We start from the raw sequence: 24724 nt of genomic DNA, 5'->3' as shown, positions 1-24724 counted from the left end.
CGGCAGGCGCTCGAGTGCCCGCTCGGCGTGGTGGCGCATCTCGCCGCGCGCCACCTCGACGGCGGCGCAGACGTCATCGAGGTCGATCACCGGACCGTCGCCCGCGTCCCACGCCGCCTTGCCGACCAGCTGCAGCAGGAACGGGTCGCCCCGGACGGCGTCGACCAGGCGGTCGACGGCCGGCGCGGTCATGGTGACCGCCGCGGGGCCGTCGTCGGTGAGGACCCGCCACCCCGTCGAGGTGAACGGCGCCAGCGCCGTCCGCACGTCGGCGTCCTCCAGCGCCGCCAGGTGGTAGGGCTTGAAGCGGCGCGCGAACGTCGCCCCCGCCGCGCGGGTCGCGTCGTCCACGAAGTTCCACAGGCCCGTCAGGACCACCACCACCGGCAGGTGGCGCTCGTGGGGGTTGCCCGCCGAGTCCGTCGCCGTCCGCGTCGCCGACAGCACGTCGCCGAGCACGACGAGCAGCTGGGACATGGCGTCGCGGTCGGTGATGTTCTGCACCTCGTCGACGTGGACCACCAGCGCCACCCCGTCCCCGGCCGCCAGCGTCGCGAGCACCAGCAGCGCCTCGCGGAGCTGCCGGTGCGCCGGCGTCGCGGGCCGCGACGCGTCGAGGCGGACGGTCACCCCGGCGCTGATCGCGGTGATCCGCTCCGACAGGTCAGCGGCCAGTGCCCCGACCCTCGCGCCGAGCGACCGGCTGGTGATCGCCTCGGCCACGGCGGCAGCCAGCAGCGGCACGGGGTCGTCGCCACGCGGCAGGCGGATCGTGGGCAGCACCAGGTCGCCCAGCTCCCGTGCGTCGCGGGCGATGCGGCCGGCGAGGACCGACTTGCCGATCCCCGGCTCGCCGATGAACACCCGCCCGCGCTCGTACGCGCCGGCGAGGCGACGGACCCGCACCTCGTCGCGGAAGTCCGCGAGCTCGGCGGCGCGCCCCGCCCACACGGCGGGGATGGAGTCCGACCCGGGGACGAAGGGGTTGTCGGTGCGCGTCCGCACGCTGCTAAGTTTAACAACGACGGTGTCGCACGGCGCTGGCCGCCGTGAGCGAATGGAGGACCGATGGAGGATCCCGACGACGGCGCGCCGCTGCAGCGGCGCCTCGAGCGGGCGCAGCGCGAGCACCGCACCCCCTCCCTCGTCGCCGGCGTCGTCCGCGAGGGTCAGCTCGTGTGGAGCGGCGGAGCCGGCGAGGTGGAGGGATCGGTCCCCGACGCGGACACCCAGTACCGCATCGGCTCGATCACCAAGACGCTGGTGGCGGTCGCCGTCATGCGCCTCCGCGACGAGGGGCGGGTGGCGCTGTCGGATCCGATCGAGGCGCACCTGCCCGGCACGGGCCTGCAGGTCAGCATCGGCCAGCTCCTCATGCACGCCGGCGGGACCCCCGCGGAGACCGGCGGGCCGTGGTGGGAGCGCACGGCCGGCGGCCCGGTCGACGACCTGGTCGCCGACCTGGCGGCGCGGGGGCCGGTCGGACCGGCCGACCGGCGCTTCCACTACTCGAACGTCGGGTTCGGGCTGCTCGGCGGGGTGGTGGAGCGCGTCCGCGGGCGACCGTGGGCGGACGTGGTGGCCGAGGAGGTGCTCGCCCCCCTCGGCATGACCCGCACCACCCCCCGGCCGGTGGCGCCGGCCGCCCCCGGACTCGCCGTCCACCCGTGGGCCGACGTGGTCCTGCCCGAGCCCGAGCACGACGCCGGCGCGATGGCCCCGGCCGGCCAGCTGTGGTCCACCGCGACCGACCTCGGACGCTGGTGCGCCTTCCTGGCGGGTGACGTCGGCGAGGTGCTGAGCCCTGACACCCTCGCGGAGATGCGCGTCCCCGGCATGGTCGACGACCGACCCGGCGAGCCGTGGACGACCGCCTGGGGCCTCGGCCTGCAGGTCGGCAACGCCGACGGCCGCCGCACCGTGGGGCACGGCGGGTCGATGCCCGGCTTCCTCGCCGTCGTGCAGGTCGAGGTCGAGACCGGCCTCGGGCTCACGGCGATGGCGAACACCACCGCAGGGCTCGACCCGGCACTCGTCGGCGACCTGTGGGACCTGGCGCGCACCCACCTGGCGCCCGCCCCCGCGCCCTGGCGACCGACCGCCGCCCCCGCCGACGTCCTCGAGCTGCTCGGCATCTGGTACTGGGGGCCGCGCGCCCACGTGCTGCGCCTGGCCGACGGCGAGCTGCACCTGGCCCCCATGGAGGGGAGCGGGCGGGTCTCGCGGTTCGCCCCGCGCGACGACGGCACCTGGGTCGGCCGCGACGGCTACTACGCCGGCGAGGTGCTCACCGCCGTCCGCCGCGGCGACGGCACCACCCGCCACCTCGACCTGGGCTCGTTCATCTTCACCCGCACCCCCTACGACCCCCACGCCGACGTGCCCGGAGGGGTGGACCCCGCCGGCTGGCGCTGACGAGCACCTACCGAACGACCGGTAGGTTCGAGGTAGGTTGCCGGCATGTCCGCCACCGAGACCCACATGGTCACCGCCACCCCGCTCCCGCCCGGCACGGCGATCCACCCCTCCCTCCGCGAGTGGGCTGTCCTCGACGACGAGGGGGTGCCCGTCGACGACGGCAACGAGCTGCTGCGCTTCCTCAGCGCCGCCCCGGAGCACGCCGCCGACGCGCTGCGCGTCCACTTCGAGCGCTGGCTGTCCTCACCGCTCGGCCCCCGGCTGACCGAGCTGATCCGGCTCGCCGTCGCCGCGCAGACCGGCTGCCCGGTGTGCCAGGGCGTGCGCCGTCCCGGCGCCCGCCGCGACGGCGTCGACGAGGACGTCATCGCGGCCATCGCCGACCCCGGCTCGGCGCTGCTGAGCGCGCGCGAGCGGGTGGCGGTCGACTACGCGAGCGCGCTGGCCGGCGACCACGCGCGGGTCACCGAGGAGACCTACGCCGCGCTGCGCGCGCACCTCGACGACGCTGAGATCGCCGAGGTCGCGCTGCTGGCCACGTCGTTCCTCGCCCACGGGCGCATCCTGGAGACGCTCACCCGCGGGTCGACCTGCCCGATCGCCGGGGGGTGATCGCCGGCTGACCGGGCGCGCCCGGCTCAGGCCGGCTTGAGGTCCGGTCGGCCGAGCTCGTCCAAGCGGTCCAGGCGGACCTTGATCGACCCGCCGATCGCGTACTGGCCGTCGACGGTGGCGAGCTCGCGCTCGTCGAGCTCGAGCGACACCCGCTCCTTCGGCGAGACGCCCAGCGCCCGCGCGGCGGACATGAACCCGGTCAGGCCGGGGACGGTCAAGCGGATCCGAAGGCCGTTGCGGGAGATGCCGACGATCGTCCCCGGCGTGGGGAAGGACACCGCACGACGGTCGAGCAGGACCGCCCACAGGGCGTTGCGCTCCAGCGCCTGGGCGTGCCCGGCCGCACCGCCGCGGGCGTCGAGCCACACCGCGAGCGACGCGAGCTCCGCCTCGTCGTAGGGCGGGGTCTCCCCGGCCAGAGCCGCGCGGAGCTGGCGGTGCACCACCAGGTCGGCGTAGCGCCGCAGCGGCGACGTGAAGTGGGTGTAGGCACCCGACCCCATCGCCTCGTGGCTGGACGGGGTCGCGGTGTACCCGGCTCGGGCCACCACGCCGGTGGCGACCGTCGCCAGGGCGGCCGCCTCGTCGTGGCGACCCCCGTCCTGCAGGCGCTCCACGAGGGCGACCAGGTGGCGGGGCTGGACGGCGTCGCCCTCCGCGAACGGCTCGCCGATCGCCTCGGCCGCCGCCAGCAGCCGGGGCAGCCGGTCGGGCGCGAAGCCGACGTGCCCGCGGTAGAGCAGCGCCAGCCCGCGGGCGCTGGCCCATCCGGCGACCGCTTCGTTGGCGGCCACCATGAGCCGCTCCACGACGCGCTGCGCGCGGGGGTGGGGGTCGGCCTCGACGGCCCGGATCTTCCCGTCGACGACCGCGGCCTCGAACTCGGCTGCGGAGAACAGGTCCTCGAGGGTGTCGCGGGCGTCGCGCTCCGCGCCCAGGCGGCGGGCGGCCTCGGCGAGCGCCATCACGGCGACGGTGACGTGCGGCAGCGCGTCGGCGTCGGCGCCGTTGGGCCCGTGGGCGCCCTGCATCAGCGGCCGCGGTCCCGGATCGGCCAGGTAGGCCTCGACCGCGGCGTAGGAGAGCCGCGCGGCAGGGCGGATCCAGCTGAGGCCCAGCTCCACGCCGGTGACGCCGCCGTCGGGTGCGATCAGCATCGAGACGGTGACCGCTCGGCGGTCCTGGCCGGGCAGCAGGCTGAGGGCGTCCTCGGACAGCGCCGGGTCGAGCATCGCCGCGTTGGGACCGGCGGTGAAGTAGGCGGTGGCGCCCATCGTGCGGGCGTACCGGTCGGCTGGTGAGCCGATGCCGACCGTCCCCGCCGCGTCCGCGATGTGGACCTTGACGAGGACGGGGTCGTCGGCCCCGCCCGACCACGCGCCCGAGAGCGCGTCGTCGAGGTCCTTCGAGCTGTCGTCGTCGATGGTGACCTGGATCTCGGACCGGCGGTCCTCGAGGGGGGCGTGCGGACCCGGGACCGGACCCTCGTCCGGGCTGAGGCCGGCGGCGAGGCCGGCCTGCCCGGCGGCCATGCGTCCCGTGGCGCGGAGGACGGTGGTGTTGGTCTCCACCGCCGGGAGCCCGACGGCCTCGGGCCCGCCCGGGATCGAGTCAGGCGTCGCGCCCCCGTGGGCGATCACGACCGCCCGGGCGCGGACGGCGGAGGGGGCGAAGGTCGGCAGCGGTCCGGCGACCAGCGCGGCGCAGCTCGCCCGGCCGGCGGGGGACAGGGTGGCCACGATCTGCTTGCCCTCGCCGTGGCGCAGCCTGGCGCTCATCTCGTCGGGCATCGGCAGCTCGCCGTGGCCCAGCCGGGCATCGGGCTGCAGGACCATCTTCCCGGCGAACGGCTGCAGCTCGCCCACGACGAACCGGCGCTGCCGGCTGACCAGCGCGAGCGAGGCGGCGTTCAGCCGGCCCTTGTCGTCCACGACCAGCTGGGCGGTGACGGTGTCGTCGGCGATCCAGCCCCGCGCGACGTCGGGCGGGACGAACGCGGAGTCGACGCGGTGGGACGTGCCGTCGTCGTCGACGACGACCGGCGGCGTACCGGCGGCGGTGGGACGGGGCTCGACGAAGCCGAAGCCTCGGGGATGTGGGGTGAAGCGGCCGGTTACCTGCACTGGGGGTCCTGGGAGGTTCGGGCGAGCACGGCATCGGGGCCCCCCGGGAGGACCCCCGCGGCAACGTACCTGCCCCGAGGGCGGTCAGCCAAAGCGGGAACCGGTGGACCGCCGGTGCGGACCCTCAGGCCGGCACGCCGTCGACGAGCGCGCCGTCGACGATGGTCACGGTCCGGTCGCCGTAGGAGAGCACCCGGTCGTCGTGGGTGACGACGATGGCAGCGACCCCGCGGTCCTTGATCTCGCGTCGCAGCAGCTCCATGACCTGCTTGCCCAGCTCGGTGTCGAGCGCTGAGGTGGGCTCGTCGACGAGGACCAGCGACGGCTCGTTCATCAGCGCCCGGCCGATCGCGACCCGCTGCTTCTGCCCGCCCGACAGCTGGGCCGGGAGGTTCTTCGCGCGCGGGGCGAGCCCGAGCTCCTCGAGGAGCTGGTCGGCCCGCCGCTTGGCCGCCGCGTCGACCTTGCCGCCACCGAGGTCGCGGACGGCCAGCAGGTTCTCGCGGGCGGTCAAGAACGGCACGAGGTTGACGGACTGGAAGACGAAGCCGACCTCCTCGCGTCGGAAGCCGGCCAGGTCCGCGTCACCCAACTCGGTCAGGTCGCGTCCGCCGACGCGCACCGTGCCCGAGGTGGGTCGCAGCAGCGCACCGGCGACGGTCAGCAGCGTCGTCTTGCCCGAGCCGGACGGGCCGACCAGGACGAGCATCTCGTCGTCGGCGACGGTGAGGTCCACCCCGTCGAGGGCGCGGACCTCCTGCTCACCGGTCCCGTAGGTCTTGGTGACGTCGGTCATCTCGAGTGCGGGCATCAGCTATCCGATCGCGTCGGCGGGGTCGATCGCCAGGAGGCGGCGGAGGGTGAACAGGCTGCCGATCAGGGCGGTCAGGACCGTCCCGCCGGCGATGGCGGCGAGGCGCAGGGGGACCAGGCGGATGGGCAGCTCGGGCGGCAGGGCGGCGGTGAAGGCGATGCTGAGGCCGATCCCGAGCACGAGGGCGCCTGCGCTGATCACCACGGCCTGGGCGGAGATCCCCGTGAGCAGGTCGACCGAGCGGGCGCCCAGGGCCTTCAGGACCGCGTACAGCGCGACCCGCTCCAGGGTGATCAGCGCGAAGAACAGCGCCACGACGAGGAGGGTCACGGCGAACGTGACGCCGATGATCCCGCGGAACGTCGACGACTGCTGCTGGACCACCGGCAGCGCCTCGATCGCCTCCGTCGGTGTCACGGCGGCCACACCGTCGACCTGGGTGTCGATCGCGTCGGCCAGCCCGCGCAGGTCGTCGGCGGTGGGGGCTCCGCCGCGACCCTCGGCGTCGGGTCGGACGACCAGGGCCTGGGCGGTGCCCTCCGGCGGGAGGCCCGTCGGGGTCGCGGTGGCGGCGATCTCGCGCCACCGGTCCGACGCCACCCAGACCGTGGGCGACCCCTGGGACAGGTCGTCGACGAGCGCGTCGACGGTCACCGGGACGGCGTCGGGGCCGAGCTCGATGGTGTCACCGACCTCGACGTCGACCAGGTCGGCGAGCACGGCGTCGACGACCGCGCCGTCGCCGTCGGGCGGGGCTGGCAGCGCGTCGGTGCCGACCTCGTAGCCGAACAGCACGATGTCCTCGAGCGACTCGGGGTCCGCCGAGGACGCGGGGAGCCCGGCCGTCGTGGCGACCTGGTCGAGGGTGCCGACCTGGTCGACGTCGTCGAGGTCGGCGATGGCGCTCACGGCGTCCTCGCCGACCTGGGAGCGCTGGATCTGCAGCTCGACGTCGTCGGCGAACACGAGCAGGCTGCCCTCGTGGGCGCGGTAGGACCCGGTCTGGCTGAGCTCGAGGCCGTCGAGGAAGCCCCCGAGGACCACCAGCAGCACCACCAGCAGGGTGAGGGCCCCGCCGACGGGCAGGAAGCGGCCTGGTTGGCGGAGGAGCTCGCGGAGGGCGATGCGCATGCCTACATCCCCCCTGGGGCGACGGCGGCGACGGGGTCGATCGCGAGGACCCGTCGGACGGCACCGAGGGACGCGAGGAGGCCGAGGAGCAGGATGATCCCCACGGTGACGGCGGTGGTGCCCGGTGAGAGCGTCGCCCCGAAGGTGTCGCGGGCCGCCGCCAGCAGGCCCGACGCCAGGGCGGCGCCGCCGACCGCGCCGATCCCGACCACCGCGACCACCTGCAGCAGCACCGGGCGGACCACGTCGGCGCGGCTGGCGCCGACGGCGCGGAGGAGGACCAGGGCCTCGGCCTTCTGCACCGTGAGGATGAGGAAGAACACGCCGGTCACGATCGTCACCACGATGAACAGCAGCAGGTACAGGATCGAGAAGGACTGGGTCACCTGGCCGACGCCGGGCAGCTCGTCGATCGTGGTCGCGGCATCCAGCGCGTCCACCCCCTCGACCTGCGCGGTGATCTCAGCGGCGACCTCGCCGGCGTCAGCCCCCTCGACCACGGTGACGGCGACCAGCGAGAGGGGGACGTCGATGGGGGCGCCGGCGCGGTCCTGCACCACCGCCACGCACGTCTCGAAGGGCACGTACAGCGTCGGCAGCACGTTGTAGGCAGCGCCGTCGGCGACGCCGACCACGCGGATCTCCCGTCCGCCGACCTCGACCACGTCGCCGACCGCGAGGCTCTCGTCGAAGGTGGAGCCGCTGAAGACCGCCTCGTCCGGCCCGCTCGGCCGGTCGCCCTCCGACAGCTCGGCGGGGGACGAGGGGCCGCCCGGCTGGCCGCCGACGACCGCGACGTCGAGCTCCCCGTCCGGTCCGGTGCCGGTGAACACCCCCAGCCCGACGCCGACGGCGGACTCCACCCCCTCCACCTGCGCGACCTCGTCGGCCACCGGTGGCGGCAGGACGCTTGTGGACGGGTTGCGACGGGCACGCTCGTCGAAGACGAACGCGTCCGCGTCCGCCGACTCGAACGCCCCGGTCAGTCCACTCGTCAGCGTGCCCGCCACCGCTTGGAAGAACAGCAGCAGGAGCACCAGCAGACCGACCGCGGCCGTCAGCAGCGCGAAGCGGCCGATCGAGCGGCGGAACTCCCTCCAGGCGATGAACACGATCGACAGTTTACGACGCGACGTCGCGTCGCAAACCCCGCGACGTCCGCAAACCTTCGCAGCGGACTATTCTGCGCGACGTGCCATCGCTGTGGGCCGACAACCTCGACGAGCACCGGGCGCTGGTCCTCGGGCGGCTGCTCGATGCCTACGAATCCCTGCGGGCGGAGGTGGGCGTCGACGGCGTCACCCTCGCCGCCGTGGCACAGCGGGCGGGCCTGGCCCGCAGCGCGGTCTACAACTACGTGGAGGACAAGCACGACCTGATCCTGGCCCACGCCGAGCGGACGATGGCGGGCGCGGTCGAGCGGCTGCGACAGGCGCTGGACGCGGTCGACGCACCCGAGGCGCAGCTCCGCACCTACGTCGCGATGTCGCTGCGCATGCACGCCAGCGAGACCGGTGCCGGGGACGACCTGATGCCGATGCTCACCCCTGCCGAGCAGGGCCGGCTGTTCGCCATGCTCGACCCGATCCGCGAGCTGCTCGCCGAGATCGTCGCCGACGGGGTGGACCAGGGCGTGTTCACGGCCGGGCCCGCCGACCAGCTGACGGGTGTGGTCTGGGCGGTGCTCTCCGGCTACCGCATGCCGGTCGCCGCCGGCCACGTCGACCCGGACGCGGCGGCCGGCGCCGTGACCACCGTCCTCCTCAACGGGCTGACGGGCCCCTCACCCCGGTGACGGCGCCGTGGCGGGCGTCCCCGTGGGATCGGCCAGGCCAGTCGAGAGCCGCGCGGCATCGGACCGCCACGCGGCCTCCCGCGGATCGTCCAGCAGGGCTGCCATGTCGGCGGTGACGGCGGCGACCGGGCCGTAGGAGCACGTCCCCTGCCAGCACACCAGCCCCGCGTGGGGGGCGAGGGCCGGCAGCACGCGCGCGGCGCGGTCGGCGTCGCCGAGGCGCACGGCGGCCGCGCCGAGGCACATCGCGCCGGCCAGCCAGGCGAAGTCCCGGGGCAGCCCGACGACGCCGTCCGCCACCACGTCGTCGAACCAGCGCGCCGCCGTGGAGGGATCGCGGCGGGCCACGACCAGGCTGCCCGCGGCCTTCCACGCCGGGATCTCCGGCTGGGCTGCGATCAGTTGGACCAACGGCTCGGCGAGCTCCTCGAGGCGGTCCTGGGCCCAGCGGATGATCAGCAGCTGCCCGGACATCGCCGACATGGCACGGGCCGGTGCGACACCGGTCCCGTCGGCGAGCGCCCGGAGGGCGAGCGCCTCCGCCTCGTCGAGCTGCCCCTCGATCGCAGCCACCGCCGCGCGCTGGTAGGCGACGGACCAGCGGCGCCCCGCGTCGCCGGCATCGGCCAGCAGGCGCTCGCACTCGTCCGCGGCCCGTCGCAGGCCGCGCCCGTCACCCCGGATGATCGCGACGCTGAACGCGAGGTGGTGGGCCTCCCACTCCGCGATGCGGTCCCCGGTGCGCCGAGCGGCGCCGAGCAGCACCTGGGCGGCCTCCTCGCGCAGGTCCGCGTCGTCGGGGTGGCCGAGGGCCATGTAGGCGTAGGGCAGCACGTCGCAGAGGGCGCGCTCGTCGTCGGGTTCGAGGGCTGCAACCGCCGACAGGAACATGTGCCGGCAGCGGTCGGGCTCGCCGCTGATCGAGTGCAGGATGCTCGCCGTCGCGTTCAGCCGCGCCCGCCAGCCCGCGTCGTCCTCCCCGGCGATCGCGCGATCGGCGATCGCGGCCGCGCGCTGCTGCTGGGGTCCGGCGTCGACGGCCTCGCCGAGCTGCACGGCCGCCACCGTCGCCCGTCGGCGCAGGTCGACGTGGTCGAGGTCGAGCACCTCCTCGGCCAGGTCGAGCAGCGGACCGGCATGCCCGGGGGAGCCGGCCAGCCGGGCGGCGTCGCAGGCCTCGAGGCGCAGGTCGAGGACCTGGGGGAGTGGGAGGCCGTGCGCGGCCGCGTGGTCGGCTGCGCGGCCGAACCACACCGCGGCATCCGCGTAGGCCTGCTCCGAGGTCGCGGCCCGGCCGGCGGCGGTCTCGGCAGCGATGGCCGCGTCCGGGTCGAGCTCGACGGCGTGGCCCAGGTGGTGCGCCCGGACGATCGGCTCGCTGCACAGCAGCCCGATCGCGTGGTGCAGCTCCGCCCGGCGACCCGACGGGACGGTGTCGTGGGCGACCTTGGCGAAGAGCTCGTGGGCGAAGGGGACCTGCCCGCGCGACGTGCGGACCAGGACGCCCGCGTCGAGGAGCGGCTGCAGCTGCGCGACGTCGACAAGGCGGCGGAGCAGCGACAGGTCGAGGGGGTCGTGCATGGCCGCGGCGGCGTCGAGGGTGGGGCGGCACGACGCCGGCAGGGCGGCCAGGCGCCCCTCGATCAGCGCCACCAGCGACCGGCTGAGCGTGAGGTCGTCCGATCCGGTGTCGGCGCCTCCCTCCCACGGGCGATCCGGTCCCACCGACGCCAGCAGCTCGACGGCGTAGAGCGGGTGGCCGCCGGTGTGGCCCGCCAGCCACTCGCCCGCGGTCCGTGCCCGCGTCCGGGGGACGTGGCCCGTGGCGGCGGCCAGCTCGGCCAGCGCGTCGACGTCGATCCCGTCGAGCGGCACCCGGGCGCCGTCGGGGACGTCCACCCCCGTGATCTCCCGCGCGCGGGACGCGACGACCCAGGCCACGTCCGGACGACCGAGCACGGCGCAGAGCACCTCCCGGGTGGTCGGACCCGCCCGATCCAGGTCGTCGACGACGACGAGGGGCGTGTCGAGCGCGTCGAGGCCGCGGCCCAGCGCCTCGATCGCGCGGCCCGTCAGGCCGGGCGCCCGTCGCACGCGCTCGAGGGGTTCGTGCGCCGGGTCGCGGAGCGACGAGAGGTCGGACGGCAGCCCGAGCTCGGGGAGGGCGATCGCCAGGCGGCGCAGCAGCTCGTCGACCGGCGCCAGCGCCGTCCACGGGTTGTCGCCGCACTCGATCGTGAACGCCGGCCCCTCCCAGGCGCGCACCACCTCGCGCAGCAGGGTCGTCTTGCCGATGCCGGCCGGACCGCTCAGGTGGGCGACCGCGTGGGCGTCGAGGGCGGCGAGCACGCGCGCGAGGTCGTCGGCGCGGCCCAGGCTGCCGGTGGAGGTCACCCGCGCGCTCGAGTCGGTGGAGGCGTCGAGCAGCTGCTGGTGGACCGCGCGGAGCCGGGGGCCCGGCTCGACCCCGTGGGTGTCGATCAGGTTCCGCCGTGCGCTGTGGTAGGTCGCGAGGGCGTCGACGCGACGTCCCGCCCGGTCGAGGGCGAGCAGCAGCAGCTCCCAGCGGCGCTCGCGTCCGGGGTCGGTGCGGGTCAGCCGCTCGAGCTCGGTCACCGCGCGGTCGACCTCGTCCATCCGCAGCAGCGCCATGACCGCGAGGTCCTCGAGCTCGCCGACCGCCTCGGTGACCCGGGCGCGGGCGGCGACCGCCTGGCGGTCGACGGCGAGGTCGGCGAACGGCCGGTCACCGGCCAGCGCGAGGCCGGACTCGGCCACCCGCAGCGTCTCGGTCGCATCGCCGTCGGCGTGGCGGGCGCGGGCCTGATCGAGCGCGCGGAGGAACCGCTCCACGTCCACGGCCGCGTGCCGCAGCGCGTAGCCGCCCTCGCCGCGCGGGATCAGCTCCGGGAGGGTCTTCCGGCGCAGGTGCGACACGTGGTTCTGGAGGGACTGCCGCGCGGTGCGCGGCGGCTCCCGCCCCTCCCACACCATCTCGGCCAGGCGCTCCTCGGTCACCTCGGCCGGTGTGGTGAGGGCCAGGCCGGCCAGCAGACGGCGCTCGGCGGCGGTGAGCGGGACCACCTCGCCTCCCACCACCACGCGGAGGGTGCCGAACACCCTCACCTCGACCTGCGCGTCCACCACGGGCGCAGTCTAGGGGCCGGGTCGACGGCCGATTACCCCGTCGTTTGCGGGTGGCGCGCGGTCAGGACGGCGCCCGCACGGGCAGGAACGCCGCGCCGATCGCCCCCAGCTGGCGCAACCGGTCGCCGTCCTTCTCGTACGTCACGCACGACTGCGGACCGCTCAGCGGCACGACCAGCCGGCCGCCGTCGACCAGCTGGTCCACCCAGGCCGGCGCCACCTCCGCCGCGCCGGCCGTCACGACCACCCGGTCGAAGGGCGCCTCCGCGGCCAGCCCCTCCCGACCGTCTGCGGTGATCGCGGTGACGTCGGCGATGCCCAGCTCCGCGAGCGTCGCCCGTGCGCGTTCCACGAGGGCCGGCTCGATGTCCACGGTGACGACGTGGCCGAGGGGGCGGACGAGGTGCGCCATCAGGGCGGCGTTGTAGCCCGTGCCGGTGCCGATCTCGAGGACGCGGTGCCCGTCGCGCAGCTCGGCCCGCTCGAGCATCATCGCGACCATGGCGGGTTGGCTGATCGAGCTCAGCGTCTCACCGTCCCGGACGAGCGTCGCCTGGGCGCGGTTCGCGTAGGCGACGACCGGTGCCAGCTCCGGGACGAAGCGGTGGCGGGGGACGGCGCGGAGCGCCGTGGCAACCGCCTCGGAGGTGACGGCGCCCGACGCGCGGAGGTCCGCGACCATTCGGTCGCGGAGGGCATCGGGGTCGGTGCGGGTCATCGCCCCCTGACCTCCCCGGGCGGCCACCGGTCCAACCGGACCGGACGGTCGTCAGATGTCGAGGTCGACCTCGCGGCGGTGGCCGAAGGGGTGGTGGAGGGTCAGGGCGACGGGCAGCGCGCGGACGCGCGCGGCGGTGCGCAGGTCGTCGGCGGCGCTGACCGCCGCCGGGCTGGCGTCACCGCCATCGGTTGCGGCGAGCAGGTCCAGCAGCGCCGCGGTCACGAGCGACTCCGCGTCGTCCGGGGCGGGCACGCGCCGGCGGTCCGCGGGGTCGGCGGCCCGGAGCACGACCGACCCGTCCTCCGCGTCCCCGCCGACGAGGCGCAGCCGCAGCGCTGCCGCGACCGCCTCGTCGTCGATGTCGGCAGCGGCGTCGGCCTCGGCATCGGCGAGGAGCGCCCGCCCTATCGCGGGGGTGGCGGCGACGATCGCCGCGATGACCGTGGCCATCGCGCCGGCATCGGCGGGGACCGCGTCCCGAGGCGCCACGACGAGCTCCACGCGGCGGCTCGACTCCAGCTTGCCGGCGAGCTCGTCACGCTTGAGCCTGAGCGTCTCGGCCATCAGCCGCAACCCCGGCCGTTCGGTCGCCTCGGGATCGTCGAAGGCCTGCAGGGCGTGGTCGAACCGCGCGAGGTGCGCCTCCAGCTGGGCCTCGGGGTCGTCTGCGTCGTCGGGCTCGAGGGCGGGTGCGACCCCGTCCTGGCCGTCCTCCAGCAGCTCGACGATCCCGCACGCCCGTCCCTCCCGCGTGTGGCCGAAGTACGCCGCCCAGCACCCGGCGGCCACCGCGGTGCGGCCGGCGGCGAGGTCGTCGTCGGGGTAGTGCACGAGGACGTTGGCGTCACAGGCCCAGAACGCCTCCGTGGTCGTGCCCGCCACCAGGGAGGCGACGACCTGGCGGCGGTGGCGGGGCGCGGCGTCGAACGACGGCCCGTCGATGATCGTGATCAGGTCCAGGTCGGCGGGATCGGGCTTGTCGGAGGTGAAGCTGCCGTCCAGCCACTCGCCGACCACGTCGACGTGCTCGCGGACCGCGGCCCGGCGGTCCTGCCAGAACGAGTGGATCGCCGTGCGCGTGGTCGAGGTGGTGAACGCCTCGACCAGCGCGGCGCGCACCTCGTCGACCGTCGCGCGGTGCAGACCCGGGGGGAGCATCCCGTCGTCGTCGAACTCGGGGAGGGGCATGCGTCGCGCCCTACCCCCGGTCGGCGGGCGCGACGCGCACGGAGTCCGCTCCGAGCCAGCGCGCCCAGGTGGCCAGCTCCTCGGCCAGCACCCCCTCGGTGGCCGACACCGCCGCACCGTCGAGCTGGGTGAGCTGGGCGACGACCAGGTCCCCGGCCTTCCGGTCGTGCTTGAGGTCCACCAGGGCCACGACCTCTTCACCCAGCAGGAACGGCAGGGCGTAGTAGCCGTAGGTCCGCTCGGCCGCGGGCACGTAGATCTCGATGCGGTAGTCGTGGTCGAACAGGCGGTTGGCCCGGTCGCGCTTCCAGATGAGCGGGTCGAAGGGGTTGATCAGCGCGCAGGCCTCGATGCGGCGGGGGATGACCAGGTCCGGGTGGGCGTACACCGGTCCCCGCCAGCCCTCGACCGCCACCTCGACCACCCGTCCTGCCGCAGCCAGCTCGGCGAGGTGGCGTCGCGCCGTGGGCACGTGCTGGCGGTGGTAGTCGGCGAGGTCCGACGCCGTCCCGACCGCCAGGTGCCGGGCCGCCCGGACCAGCAGCTGCTTCTCCGCCTCGTCCTGCGGGGGCACGTCGGCGGTGAGCCAGGTCCGCGGCACCACCCGCTCGACCAGGTCGAAGTACGTCGTCATCCGGTCGTCGCGCCAGCTGATCGCGAGCTCGCCGCGGTGGTGCAGGTGGTCGAGGGCCATGCGCCCGAGCGAGCGGGTCCCCCACGACCCGACCCGATCCCCGGGGTCGGTCAGCTGCGCGGCGGTCAGCTCGCCCCGCTCGGTGATCTCGGCCAGGACGAGGTCCAGGTACTCGGGGTGCTCCTCGGCGTGCCGTCCCCGCCAGGCCATCGTGTGCCGGCGCCGGTGGTCGAACAGGGGCCAGGTGTCGACCGTCGCGGTGGCGTCGACGTGGACCCACCCCTCGTACACCTCGCCGGAGCGCCACACGTACCGGTCGAGGGCGTCGCGGTCGTACGGGCCGACGCGGGACATCACCACCTGGTGGTGCGCCCGCGCGAGGACGTTGATCGGGTCGATCTGGATGATCCCGATGTCCTCGTACACCCGCCGGAGGTGCCGGACGTCCACCCGACCGCTCGGGCGTGGCCGGGCGAAGCCCATCGCGCCGAGGACGGCCCGGCGCGCCTGCGCGCGGGTCAGCCGCCGCACGTCCCCGCCGCCCACGTCCCCACCGCCACGTCCGGGCCGCCGCCGCTACGGCGCCCGGACGTCGACGACCTTCACCTCGAACATCGTGCCGGTCGGCCCGACGTAGGTGACGGTGTCGCCCTTCTTCGCGCCGAGCAGGGCCTTGCCCATGGGGCTGGTCACGCCGACGACGTCGACGTCGCCCTCGGGCTGGTCCTCGAGCGACCCGACGAACAGCTGCTCGGTGTCCCCGTCGTCGTCGATCGTGACGATCATCCCCACGCCGACCTGGCCGGACGAGGCGTCGACCTCCGAGACGGTGGCCTTCCGCAACCGCTCCTCGATCTGGCGGATGCGGTCCTCGTTCAGCCCCTGCTCGTCCTTCGCGGCGTGGTACTCCGCGTTCTCCTTCAGGTCCCCGTGGGACCGCGCTTCCTCGATCCGGGCGGTGATCTCCTCGCGCAGCGCGGTCGAGCGGTGCTTCAGCTCGTCCTTCAGCCGGTCGTAGGCGTCCTGTGTCAGGGTCTCCGCGTCGCTCATGGTGCGCGGCAGTCTAGGTGCTCGCCCCCGCGGCCGCGGCGGCCTGCGGCATGATTGGCGCCATGCCAGAGCTGCCCGAGGTGCGCGCGCACGCCGAGCGCATGACCGAGGCGCTGGGCGGTGACGTCCTCGAGGCCGTCGTGCCGCTCAGCTTCACGGTGCTGAAGACGTTCCGGCCCCCGATCGACGCCGCCGTCGGCCAGCCGCTCGTCGCCGTCCGGACCCGCGGCAAGCACCTCCTGCTCGACTTCGGGGCGACCACGCACGTCGTGCACCTGATGCAGGGCGGGCGGCTCCGACCGGACCCGAAGGAGGCCAAGCGACCCCGCAACGGCCACCTGCGGTGGCGCTTCGCCGAGGGCGGCGCCTGGTTGCTGACCGAGGCGGGCACCGAGCAGAAGGCCGGCGTGTGGGCCGTCGAGGGCGACCCGGAGGGCCAGGAGCCACTCGACCACCTCGGCCCGGAGGCCGACACCGTCGACGTCGCGGCGATGACGGAGATCCTCGCCTCGCACTCCGCCCGCATCCACACCCTCCTCCGCGACCAGCGGGTCCTCGCCGGGTTGGGCCGCATGCTGGCCAACGAGGTGTGCCACCGCGCCCGGTTGTCGCCGTTCGCCCAGACCAAGGCGTTGGGGGAGGGTGAGGCCGCGGCCCTCGTCACGGCCATCCACGACGCCGTCGAGGACGCCCTGGCCGCCGAGCGGGCCCGGGACGACATGTCGCCCTCGGCCGAGCGCCCCTCGCGGGTCCACAACCGCATGGGCCAGCCGTGCCCGGAGTGCGGTGACGAGGTCCGCGCGGTCGAGTACCGCGCCTACACCGTCAGCTACTGCCCGACCTGCCAGACCGACGGGAAGGTCCTCGCCGACAACACCACCTCGAAGTTCCTCAAGTAGCCGGGCGTCACGGGCAGCTGCTGGGCCGCACTGCCGCCGAGACGGGGGGACCTTGGGCGGCGGTGTCGTCGGTCCGTCACTCGGTGTCCCGTGAGACGGGTCTGTCGGATCTGTTGCGCGGGCCGCGACGAAGGCGACAGGCCTTCGGGATCCGGGTGCACCGGGGACGGAGGTCCGTCATCTCTGTTGCGCCGGTCGCAACGAACCCGACAGACCGGTGGACTCGGGCCCCTCGCCTCCTCAGCCCTCCTCCTCACCCGACACCACCACCTCGACGTTCCGAGTAGCCGCCCCCTGGGGTCGGGTTCACGACCGTGGGATCGTGGAATGCCCGGGACCGTGGACATCTGGCTGGCGGTCGTCGGGGGCATGGCGGTCGTGCTCGCGTTCCTGTCCGAGGGCATCCGGCGGCTGCCGCTGTCCGAGGCCCTCCTCGGCCTGGTCCTCGGGGTGGTCGCGGGTCCGCAGGTCCTCGGTGTGCTCGACGTGGGCGGTCACGACCCGAACGCCCTCGTGCTCGAGTCCTCGCGGCTGCTCCTCGGCGTCGCGCTCATGGCGGTCGCGCTGCGCTACCCGCCGCGGGAGCTGGCGGCCCGGGCCGGGCGGGCGGCCCTCGCGGTCGCGGTCGCGATGCCGGCGATGGCCGGGGTCACCGCGCTCCTCGGCGTCTGGGTGCTCGACGTGTCCGGGGGCGTCGCGCTGCTGCTCGGGGCGGTCCTGTCACCCACCGATCCGGTCCTCGCCTCTGCGGTCGTGACCGGCGAGCCGGCCGAGGAGGACGTCCCCGCGCGCCTCCGCCACCTGCTGTCGCTCGAGTCCGGCGCCAACGACGGCCTGGCGCTGCCGCTGGTCCTGCTCGGCATCGCGGTGGTGGGTGGGGACGGCATCGGCGGCACGCTCGCGGCGGCCGCCTGGCAGGTCGGCGGGGCGGTCGCGATCGGGACGCTCCTCGGCGCCGGGATCGGGCGGGGCATCCGCCACGTCCACGCGCGGCACGAGGTCGGCGAGCCCGTCGTGACCGTGTTCACCCTCCTCCTCGCGCTGTTCGCGCTGGGCGTGGCGCGTCTGGCGGGCACCAGCGGGATCCTCGCGGTGTTCGTGACGGGCCTGGCCTACAACGTGGCGGCGAGCGGCGCGGAGCGGCGTCCCGAGGTGACCCTGGACGAGACCCTCAACCGCTTCGCCGTCCTGCCGGTCTTCACCCTCCTCGGGGTGGTCGTGCCGTGGGAGGTGTGGGGTGACCTCGGGTGGCCGCTGGCCGCGTTCGTCGTCGCCGTCCTGGTCCTGCGACGCCTGCCGGTGATCGCCCTGCTGGCCCGTCCCCTGGGCCTCGACGCCGCCGGCGTCGCCTACTACGGCTGGTTCGGCCCGATGGGCGCCTCGTCGGTGCTGTACCTGGCGCACGCGCACCACGAGGGCATCACCGATCCCGTGCTCTGGGGCGTCGGGACCGCCGTGGTGTGCGCGAGCGTCGTCGCGCACGGCGTGACCGCGGCCCCCGGCCGACGGGCCTACGTCGTGCTGTCCCGGGCCGGTCGGGGGGCCAACTAGACTCCCCCGCGACGCATGGCGCGACGACTGGACTCCCCGATCGGCGACCTGCTGTACCGGCTGTACGACCGCCGGTTGGCGCAGGCCGTGCGCCGCGGACCCCTCCCGCGGCACGTCGGGGTCATCCTCGACGGCAACCGGCGCTTCGCGCGGGAGCACGGGCTGTCGACGGCCGCCGATGGCCACCGCCGCGGGGCGGAGAAGATCCCCGAGCTGCTCGACTGGTGCGACGAGCTCGGGATCCGCTACGTGACCCTGTGGCTGCTCAGCACCGAGAACATGGGCCGGGACCCCGACGAGCTCGAGGCGCTGGTCGACATCATCGCCGACTCCGTCAACGGGCTGGTCGAGAGGCGTGACCGCTGGCCGGGGCTGCGCATCACCGGCGTGGGCGCGCTCGACAGCCTGCCCGACGGCCTCCGCACCGTCCTGAAGGACGCCGAGGAGCAGACCGCGGGCGGCGACGGGCTGGGCGTCCAGATCGCCGTCGGCTACGGCGGGCGCCAGGAGATCATGGACGCGCTCCGCACCCACCTCGAGGAGCGGGAGGCCCGCGGCGACAGCCTGGCCGACGTGATCGCCGACCTCGACGTCGAGCACATCAGCGCGAACCTCTACACGGCGGGGACGCCCGATCCCGACCTGATCATCCGCACGTCCGGCGAGATCCGGCTGTCCGGGTTCCTGATGTGGCAGTCGGCGCACTCGGAGTTCTACTTCTGCGACCCGTACTGGCCGGACTTCCGCCACATCGACTTCCTCCGCGCGCTGCGCGAGTTCCAGGGCCGCTCCCGCCGGTACGGCCGCTAGCGGCCGGCCGCCGGTACCCTGCCGGCCATGCCCATCGAGACCACCGACATCGAGGGCCTGCTGGTCGTGCGCTGGGACACCCACGCCGACGACCGGGGCTTCTTCCGCCAGACCTACCAGGTGTCCGAGCTGTCCGAGGCGCTCGGCCGCGAGGTCGTCCTGCGCCAGGGCAACCACTCCCACTCCGTCCCCGGCGTGCTGCGGGGGTTCCACGCCGAGCCGTGGGACAAGCTCGTCTACGTGGTCAAGGGGTACGCGATGGCCGCGATCGCCGACATCCGACCGGAGTCCCCGACCTTCGGCGCGGTGCGGACGTTCACGCTCGGCGAGCCGCCCGAGGGCGAGCGGATCCGGTTGTTCATCGCGGAGGGGCTGGCGAACTCCTTCGTGACCCTCGGCACCGAGGACGTCGACTACCTGTACGACGTGTCGGGCTACTACCAACCGGGCGTGGTGCAGCCCGCGGTGGCGTGGGACGACCCGGACCTGGGGGTCGACTGGCCCATCGAGGACCCCGTCCTGAGCGACAAGGACCGCCAGAACCCGACCCTCCGCGCGCTGTTCGGCGACCACCCGCGCTTCGCCGGTTGAGGTTGCACCGCGGCGGCGACCCCCCGTCGTAGGCTGCGGCCAGCACGTGAAGACCACGATCGAGCTCGTCCGACACGCGAAGGCCCACAGCCGCGACCGGTGGTGGGGCCGCCCCGACCGGGAACGTCCGCTCACCGACGCGGGCATGGACCAGGCCCGCGCCCTCGCCCAGGTGCTGCCGGGCGCGGGGGACCCGATCGCCACGCTGTTCTCGAGCCCCTGGGTGCGCTGCACCCAGACCCTCGAGCCGCTGGCCGACGCCATGGGCGTCGCCGTCGTCGACTCCGACAACCTCGGCGAGGTCATCAACCTCCCGGTCCACGACGGCGGGGACGCCTGGGTCACCTCCGCCTGGCTGGGCGGCCGCGCGCTCGCGTTCGTCGACCAGGTCGTCGAGGCCCACGCCGGCACCCGGGTCGTCGCCTGCTCCCACGGCGACGTGATCCCCGCGCTCGTCGCCCTGGTGGTCGGCCGCGACGACCTCGACCTCGCCGACGTCCGCTGCCCCAAGGGCGGCCGCTTCACCCTGACCTTCGAGGGGCGTCGCTGCACCGCGGCGGTCCACCACCCCCCACCCGACTAGGCCCAGCCACCACGACGAACTGAAGATCGCCCCGGAGGAGTCCACGAGATGCGCGTCCCACCCTCGAGCTACGTGATCGACACCTGCGTGCTGCTCGCCGACCCCCAGGCGATCCACCGGTTCGACGAGCACGAGGTGGTGCTGCCCCTGGTCGTGGTCGAGGAGCTGGACCGCCAGAAGACCCGGATGGACGAGGTGGGCCGCAACGCGCGGACCGCCATCCGCCTGATCGAGGAGCTCCGGACGGCGAGTCCGGATGGGTTGACCTCCGCCGCCCGGCTGCCCGGCGGGGGGACGCTGCGGATCGAGGCCAACCACGTCGACCAGGAGCTGCCCCGCTACCTGGACGCCACCAAGCCGGACAACCGGATCCTCGCGGTCGCCCTCGCACTGCGGGGCACGCTCGTGACCAAGGACGCGGCGCTCAGGATCAAGGCGTCACAGCTCGGCGCGCCCGCGGAGGACTACCGCGCGGACCAGGTGCACGTCGACGAGCACTACACCGGCATCGACGAGGTCGACGTCGACGCCGCCTGGCTGGACGCCCTGCACGGCGACGGCAAGGCGTTCCTCGACGTGGACGCGGTCGGGGAGCGGTGGGTCAACCAGTGCCTGGTCCTGCGCTGCGGCCCGTCCGCGTCGGGCCTCGGTCGGGTCACCGAGGTCGTGGACGGCATCGCCACCGTGCAGCGGGTGGCCGGCTCGCCGCGGGCCTTCGGCGTGCAGCCCCGCGACGTCCGCCAGACCTTCGCCCTGGACCTCTTGACCGACCCCGCCGTGCCGTGCGTCTCGCTCATGGGCATGGCCGGCGCCGTTCTGCAGGGTTGCGACATGTCGCAGGGCGTCGGCGTGACGGCGTAGTGGAGTGGACCGGAACGACTCGAGGAGCGATTCGCGATGCGCACGTATGTACTTGACACGTCCGTCCTGTTGGCTGTCGGTGCCAAAGCCCTCACCGCGTTCGATGAGCACGCCGTCGTGCTCCCAGTGGTGGTGCTCGAGGAGTTGGAGGCCAAGCGTCACCACCCCGATCTGGGCTACGCCGCGCGGGAGGTGTTGCGAGCGCTGGAGGACCTGCGGGTAGTCCATGGCACGCTGACCGAGCCGCTGGCGGTCAACGACCTGGGCGGCACGGTGCGGGTAGAGCTGAACCACCAAGACGGCTCAGGGCTGCCGGAGTCGCTGCGGGGCACCTCGAACGACCACCGCATCCTGGCGGTGGCGAGGAACCTGTCTGATGAGGGGTTGGCGGTAACGCTGGTCACCAAGGACATCCCGCTGCGGCTGCGGGCCTCGATCGCCGGGGTCGCGGCGGAGGAGTACCGCAGCGAGCAGGTCGTGGCCAGGGCGTGGTCAGGGATGGTCGACCTGGAGGTGCCCGGTGTGGTGATCAACACCCTGTACCGCCAGATGGGCATCGAGGTGGCGGACCTGGCCGGCTACGCGGACCTGCCGATCAACGCCGGAGTGGTGATGACCGCCGGGTCGCAGTCGGCGCTGGCACGGGTGCACCCGGACAAGGTGGTGCGGCCGCTGATCAGCGAGGTGCACCTCAACGGGGTGACGGGCCGCTCGGCGGAGCAGAAGATCGCCCTAGCGCTGCTGGCCGACCCGGAGGTGGGGATCGTCAGCTTGGGCGGCAATGCCGGCACGGGAAAGTCCGTGCTCGCTCTGGCAGCCGGGCTGCATGCGGTGCTCAAGCAGCGGACCCATCGTCGGGTGATCGTGTTCCGGCCTCTGTATGCAGTTGGTGGGCAGGATCTGGGCTTCTTACCGGGGACGGCTCTGGAGAAGATGCAGCCTTGGGGTGACGCAGTCCACGACGCGTTGGAGTCCATCAGCGACGGGGACATGGCCAACGTGTTGAAGTCCAAGGGCGCGTTGGAGGTCTTGCCACTCACGCACATCCGCGGGCGGAACCTGACCGACACCTTCGTGATCATCGACGAGGCCCAGAACCTCGAACGGTCGGTTCTCCTCACCGCGCTCAGCCGGCTTGGAGAAGGATCACGGGCGGTGCTCACCCACGACATCGCCCAGCGCGACAACCTGAGGGTCGGGCGCCACGACGGCATCGCCTCGGTCGTCGCAAGCCTCAGGGGCCACCCGCTGTTCGGTCACATCAGCCTTACCAAATCAGAGCGGTCGCCCATCTCCGCACTGATCGGCGAGCTGCTCGATGATCAACTCGGCGGCTAGACGACAAGGTTGCCGGGTGGCGTTGCGGGCCTTGTGCCCTGCTCGGTATGGGCCGGACGCCGAGGCCCGTTCGTCGTGGGGCTGCTTGGTCGTCGGGTCGCGGATGCGAAGTGTCCCGTTCCGGGTAGGGTTGCGGGTCGGCTGGGGCGCTTCATGGGCCCACTCGGTCAACGGCCCGTTCGATCCCCCCACGGACGGGCCGTTCGCATTGGGCTTATTCGACATAAGCCCCCAAACGTCTGGCCTCACCCGATGGCGAGGCCAGACGCGCGTCTCGGTCTAGAGACTTATCGTTGGCACCGGTCGATGGGAACGACGTACTGTTCCTCGAGAATCCTGATGCCATTCTCCAACACCGACAAGACTACATACCCATGTTCGCTATGTGGGTCTCGCCACGTTTGTTCCGAATCGTCTTCACGTCCTGTAGGTTCAACCGCGCGAAGGTTGGAAGCGCGCGCAACCTCGTTTCGCGTCGGTGCGCTTGGTTCGTCAGTGGTCTCTACTGGGGCACCTTCCAGCTCTTGTGCATACCGCTCCAGCACCTGCTCTACGACGGCGCTATCATCCATCCTGGCGCTCTCAGCATCTTGAAACGCGATTGTGACCTCATTCGATCTTAGATCGTAGGTGTGTTGAACTTGCTGAGTGCATGCGCGTTCCTCCTCAACTGAGGACCCAGGTTGCTCGGTGTCGATTCCAGCGGTTGGCTCCGCCGTGGCCACCGAGTCAGCGTCTTGCGTGCTGGAAGAGCTCGCATTGGACGCTGGGTCTGATGGGCCGTTGCTCAGGTTCGTCCCTTGGCTTGTGGCAGTACCGCAAGCGGACAACATCAGAACGGCGATAATCATCCATGGAGTTTGTCGCAACATACAACCTTCCCCCTTAGTCGAAGTTTTCGTAGACACGGTCGAGCGTCTCGCGATCGAACGTATTGGGTGTCCGCCGGGCAGTAACCCAGTCCATCAGTCCACTGCACAGTGTCGCTCGTATGTCACCGTCTCCGCAGTCTGCTGCCGACGATCCACCGCTATGCGTCTGGGCTTCGTCCATACCGAGGGCGTGACCCATCTCATGGGCGGCGGTTTCACCGAAGTCCCATTCTTTGCTGCACGTATACGACGGATTGCTGCTCGTGCACGACTCGAAGGTGCTGCGGCGGGAATCAGGTTGGGTCCACCATTCCTCTCGGCGGTCAACCTCCACTAGAACGTCAGTGATGTCGGAGTCGCCAGAACCGTGGTTATCGCAGCCTCCAAGAGCTGTGACGGTTGTGACGGCGGGGCCGCTGATGTTTCTATAGGTCCAGTAGATGTCGGCTGACAGCCCATTGGACGTCATCGCCAAAGTATTGTTGGCTGAGACTGCAGAAAGTTGTGAGTTCCAGTTTGCGGCTGCGCCGGAGATGCGATCCTCGAAGGAGTTCACAACCCCTTCGCGCACCACATCGTCCGGAAACGTCCCTGCCACGTAGTACGTGACTATTCCTGAGCTGCCCTCCCAACTACAGTCCCACCACGGGTACACATCGGATTGGGCCTGCGCGGGCGGTACTCCCCATCCGCCGATGCCCATGGGCAGCATGCTGAACAGTAAAGCGATTGAACTTACTATGACGAGTTCGCGAACGCCGAAAGTCAATCGGGATCTTGACACTTATACCCCCTTTGTTCGGCCTCGTCGGGATGCGCGGCGGTCATCCAGAAAGAATCGAGGCTTGGTCGTTGACAAGGCCGAGGCGGGAGAGTGGTCATTCGCTTGACCCCTCCTTAGGCCTACACAGAGAGTAGTAGCAGAGTTACTAAGAGACGTCAAGGGCAACGGCAATGTAGAGGGTCCCTCCTCCGCTTGTGCGCCCCAACGCCGTGCCGGTATAACGGAAAGTACGGATCCGGGGCTATGTGGGTCCGATACGCGACGGACTTGGCCTTCACGTCGCGAATGGAGAGGATTTCTTTCAAAGCATCTTATGGGAATTGCTCTAGCGGTGTGTCGGGCACATGGGAGAACCTCTTCGTAGAGACCTCGTACTACCTCGGCCAGACGTTCTATTTCGGAGGCGGCCTTGGTGGGACTAACTGCCATATCAACCCGACTAGCGGCGGTAATACCTATGCTTTCACGGTCAGCAACGCCGTGTACGGCTTTCACTACCTCACCATTCGTAATGAGATAGACACCTCTACGGCAGATCCCTTCACATGGACTGCTCGTCTGAGGGTGGCAGACGAGCATGTCGAATATCTGAATGTGAGCTGGATTGATGTACCGGCAACTGCCTATTGACTGGTGAGGCAGTACACTTATGGCCCGAGTTCGAGACGTCAAGTGTCAGCTGCCATGAGCATGGGACCACCCTGAGGCAGGTTCTGCCAGATGGATGGGACCACCGTGTTGCCAGTCGTGGGACCACCTCCCGGGGGTGGGGTCGCCTGAAGTGTTCGCTCCGTCGTCG

The 24724-nt window shown here is 72.7% G+C and carries 21 protein-coding genes; 10 read left to right on the top strand and 11 right to left on the bottom strand.

The features are described from left to right. The coding region (locus ACEQ2X_RS04245) for an AAA family ATPase (RefSeq protein WP_370324536.1) at window positions 1-1005 on the bottom strand (1005 nt) is incomplete at its 3' end. Between the two features lie 63 nt (window positions 1006-1068). Between ACEQ2X_RS04245 and ACEQ2X_RS04240 the strand changes: the two genes are divergently transcribed. Continuing rightward, window positions 1069-2415, top strand: coding sequence for a serine hydrolase domain-containing protein (locus ACEQ2X_RS04240; protein ID WP_370324535.1), 1347 nt, complete (start codon window positions 1069-1071; stop codon window positions 2413-2415). Between the two features lie 45 nt (window positions 2416-2460). Then, on the top strand, window positions 2461-3030 hold the full coding sequence (locus ACEQ2X_RS04235; RefSeq protein ID WP_370324534.1) for a carboxymuconolactone decarboxylase family protein: 570 nt from the start codon (window positions 2461-2463) through the stop codon (window positions 3028-3030). A gap of 26 nt (window positions 3031-3056) precedes the next feature. Here ACEQ2X_RS04235 and ACEQ2X_RS04230 read toward each other — a convergent pair whose 3' ends face one another. The 4 genes from ACEQ2X_RS04230 to ACEQ2X_RS04215 all read right to left on the bottom strand — a co-directional run bounded on the left by ACEQ2X_RS04230 (window position 3057) and on the right by ACEQ2X_RS04215 (window position 8213). Next, window positions 3057-5156 (bottom strand): RNB domain-containing ribonuclease, encoded by a 2100-nt coding sequence (locus ACEQ2X_RS04230; protein WP_370324533.1) that lies wholly within the window; start codon window positions 5154-5156, stop codon window positions 3057-3059. Between the two features lie 124 nt (window positions 5157-5280). Then, window positions 5281-5967 (bottom strand): ABC transporter ATP-binding protein, encoded by a 687-nt coding sequence (locus ACEQ2X_RS04225; RefSeq protein ID WP_370324532.1) that lies wholly within the window; start codon window positions 5965-5967, stop codon window positions 5281-5283. Window positions 5968-5970: 3 nt separating this feature from the next. Beyond that, window positions 5971-7101, bottom strand: a complete 1131-nt coding sequence (locus ACEQ2X_RS04220) for an ABC transporter permease (protein ID WP_370324531.1) — start codon at window positions 7099-7101, stop codon at window positions 5971-5973. Between the two features lie 2 nt (window positions 7102-7103). Continuing rightward, on the bottom strand, window positions 7104-8213 hold the full coding sequence (locus tag ACEQ2X_RS04215) for an FtsX-like permease family protein (RefSeq protein WP_370324530.1): 1110 nt from the start codon (window positions 8211-8213) through the stop codon (window positions 7104-7106). An 80-nt stretch (window positions 8214-8293) separates the two neighbouring features. On the opposite strand from ACEQ2X_RS04215, the gene ACEQ2X_RS04210 reads away from it, so the two are divergent. Further along, entirely contained in the window at window positions 8294-8896 is a 603-nt protein-coding gene (locus tag ACEQ2X_RS04210) for a TetR/AcrR family transcriptional regulator (RefSeq protein ID WP_370324529.1), read from the top strand. Here ACEQ2X_RS04210 and ACEQ2X_RS04205 read toward each other — a convergent pair. The 5 genes from ACEQ2X_RS04205 to greA form a co-directional block, all read right to left on the bottom strand. Further along, window positions 8885-12043, bottom strand: coding sequence for a BTAD domain-containing putative transcriptional regulator (locus ACEQ2X_RS04205; protein WP_370324528.1), 3159 nt, complete (start codon window positions 12041-12043; stop codon window positions 8885-8887). The genes ACEQ2X_RS04210 and ACEQ2X_RS04205 overlap by 12 nt on opposite strands. Window positions 12044-12104: 61 nt before the next feature. Beyond that, entirely contained in the window at window positions 12105-12761 is a 657-nt protein-coding gene (locus ACEQ2X_RS04200) for a protein-L-isoaspartate O-methyltransferase (RefSeq protein ID WP_370324527.1), read from the bottom strand. A 51-nt stretch (window positions 12762-12812) separates the two neighbouring features. Then, entirely contained in the window at window positions 12813-13952 is a 1140-nt protein-coding gene (locus ACEQ2X_RS04195; RefSeq protein WP_370324526.1) for a hypothetical protein, read from the bottom strand. A 10-nt stretch (window positions 13953-13962) separates the two neighbouring features. Then, window positions 13963-15132: a winged helix-turn-helix domain-containing protein gene (locus ACEQ2X_RS04190; RefSeq protein ID WP_370324525.1), complete on the bottom strand. Its 1170-nt coding sequence runs from the start codon at window positions 15130-15132 to the stop codon at window positions 13963-13965. Between the two features lie 30 nt (window positions 15133-15162). Next, window positions 15163-15636 (bottom strand): transcription elongation factor GreA, encoded by a 474-nt coding sequence (gene greA / locus ACEQ2X_RS04185; RefSeq protein ID WP_370324524.1) that lies wholly within the window; start codon window positions 15634-15636, stop codon window positions 15163-15165. 62 nt (window positions 15637-15698) lie between these two features. On the opposite strand from greA, the gene ACEQ2X_RS04180 reads away from it, so the two are divergent. The 7 genes from ACEQ2X_RS04180 (at window position 15699) to ACEQ2X_RS04150 (ending at window position 22269) form a co-directional block, all read left to right on the top strand. Then, window positions 15699-16535, top strand: coding sequence for a DNA-formamidopyrimidine glycosylase family protein (locus ACEQ2X_RS04180; protein WP_370324523.1), 837 nt, complete (start codon window positions 15699-15701; stop codon window positions 16533-16535). Window positions 16536-16862: 327 nt separating this feature from the next. Continuing rightward, window positions 16863-18086: a cation:proton antiporter gene (locus ACEQ2X_RS04175; protein ID WP_370324522.1), complete on the top strand. Its 1224-nt coding sequence runs from the start codon at window positions 16863-16865 to the stop codon at window positions 18084-18086. Window positions 18087-18101: 15 nt separating this feature from the next. Continuing rightward, window positions 18102-18896 carry a polyprenyl diphosphate synthase gene (gene uppS / locus ACEQ2X_RS04170; RefSeq protein WP_370324521.1) on the top strand — a complete coding sequence of 265 codons (795 nt, stop codon included), beginning with the start codon at window positions 18102-18104 and terminating at the stop codon, window positions 18894-18896. A 27-nt stretch (window positions 18897-18923) separates the two neighbouring features. Beyond that, entirely contained in the window at window positions 18924-19487 is a 564-nt protein-coding gene (locus tag ACEQ2X_RS04165) for a dTDP-4-dehydrorhamnose 3,5-epimerase family protein (protein WP_370324520.1), read from the top strand. A 46-nt stretch (window positions 19488-19533) separates the two neighbouring features. Then, window positions 19534-20070 carry a phosphoglycerate mutase family protein gene (locus ACEQ2X_RS04160; protein WP_370324518.1) on the top strand — a complete coding sequence of 179 codons (537 nt, stop codon included), beginning with the start codon at window positions 19534-19536 and terminating at the stop codon, window positions 20068-20070. Between the two features lie 48 nt (window positions 20071-20118). Continuing rightward, entirely contained in the window at window positions 20119-20931 is an 813-nt protein-coding gene (locus ACEQ2X_RS04155) for a PIN domain-containing protein (protein ID WP_370324517.1), read from the top strand. Between the two features lie 36 nt (window positions 20932-20967). Beyond that, a complete protein-coding gene (locus ACEQ2X_RS04150) occupies window positions 20968-22269 on the top strand; it encodes a PhoH family protein (RefSeq protein WP_370324515.1) in 1302 nt (433 codons plus the stop codon). Window positions 22270-23154: 885 nt separating this feature from the next. Here the strand turns inward: ACEQ2X_RS04150 and ACEQ2X_RS04145 are convergent. After that, a complete protein-coding gene (locus ACEQ2X_RS04145; protein ID WP_372530539.1) occupies window positions 23155-23853 on the bottom strand; it encodes a hypothetical protein in 699 nt (232 codons plus the stop codon). Between the last annotated feature and the right edge of the window lie 871 nt (window positions 23854-24724).

Origin of the sequence: Euzebya sp. (assembly GCF_964222135.1) — a bacterium.
In the GTDB taxonomy this organism is placed as follows: domain Bacteria; phylum Actinomycetota; class Nitriliruptoria; order Euzebyales; family Euzebyaceae; genus Euzebya.
This window is presented reverse-complemented; position numbering and strand designations above follow the sequence as displayed.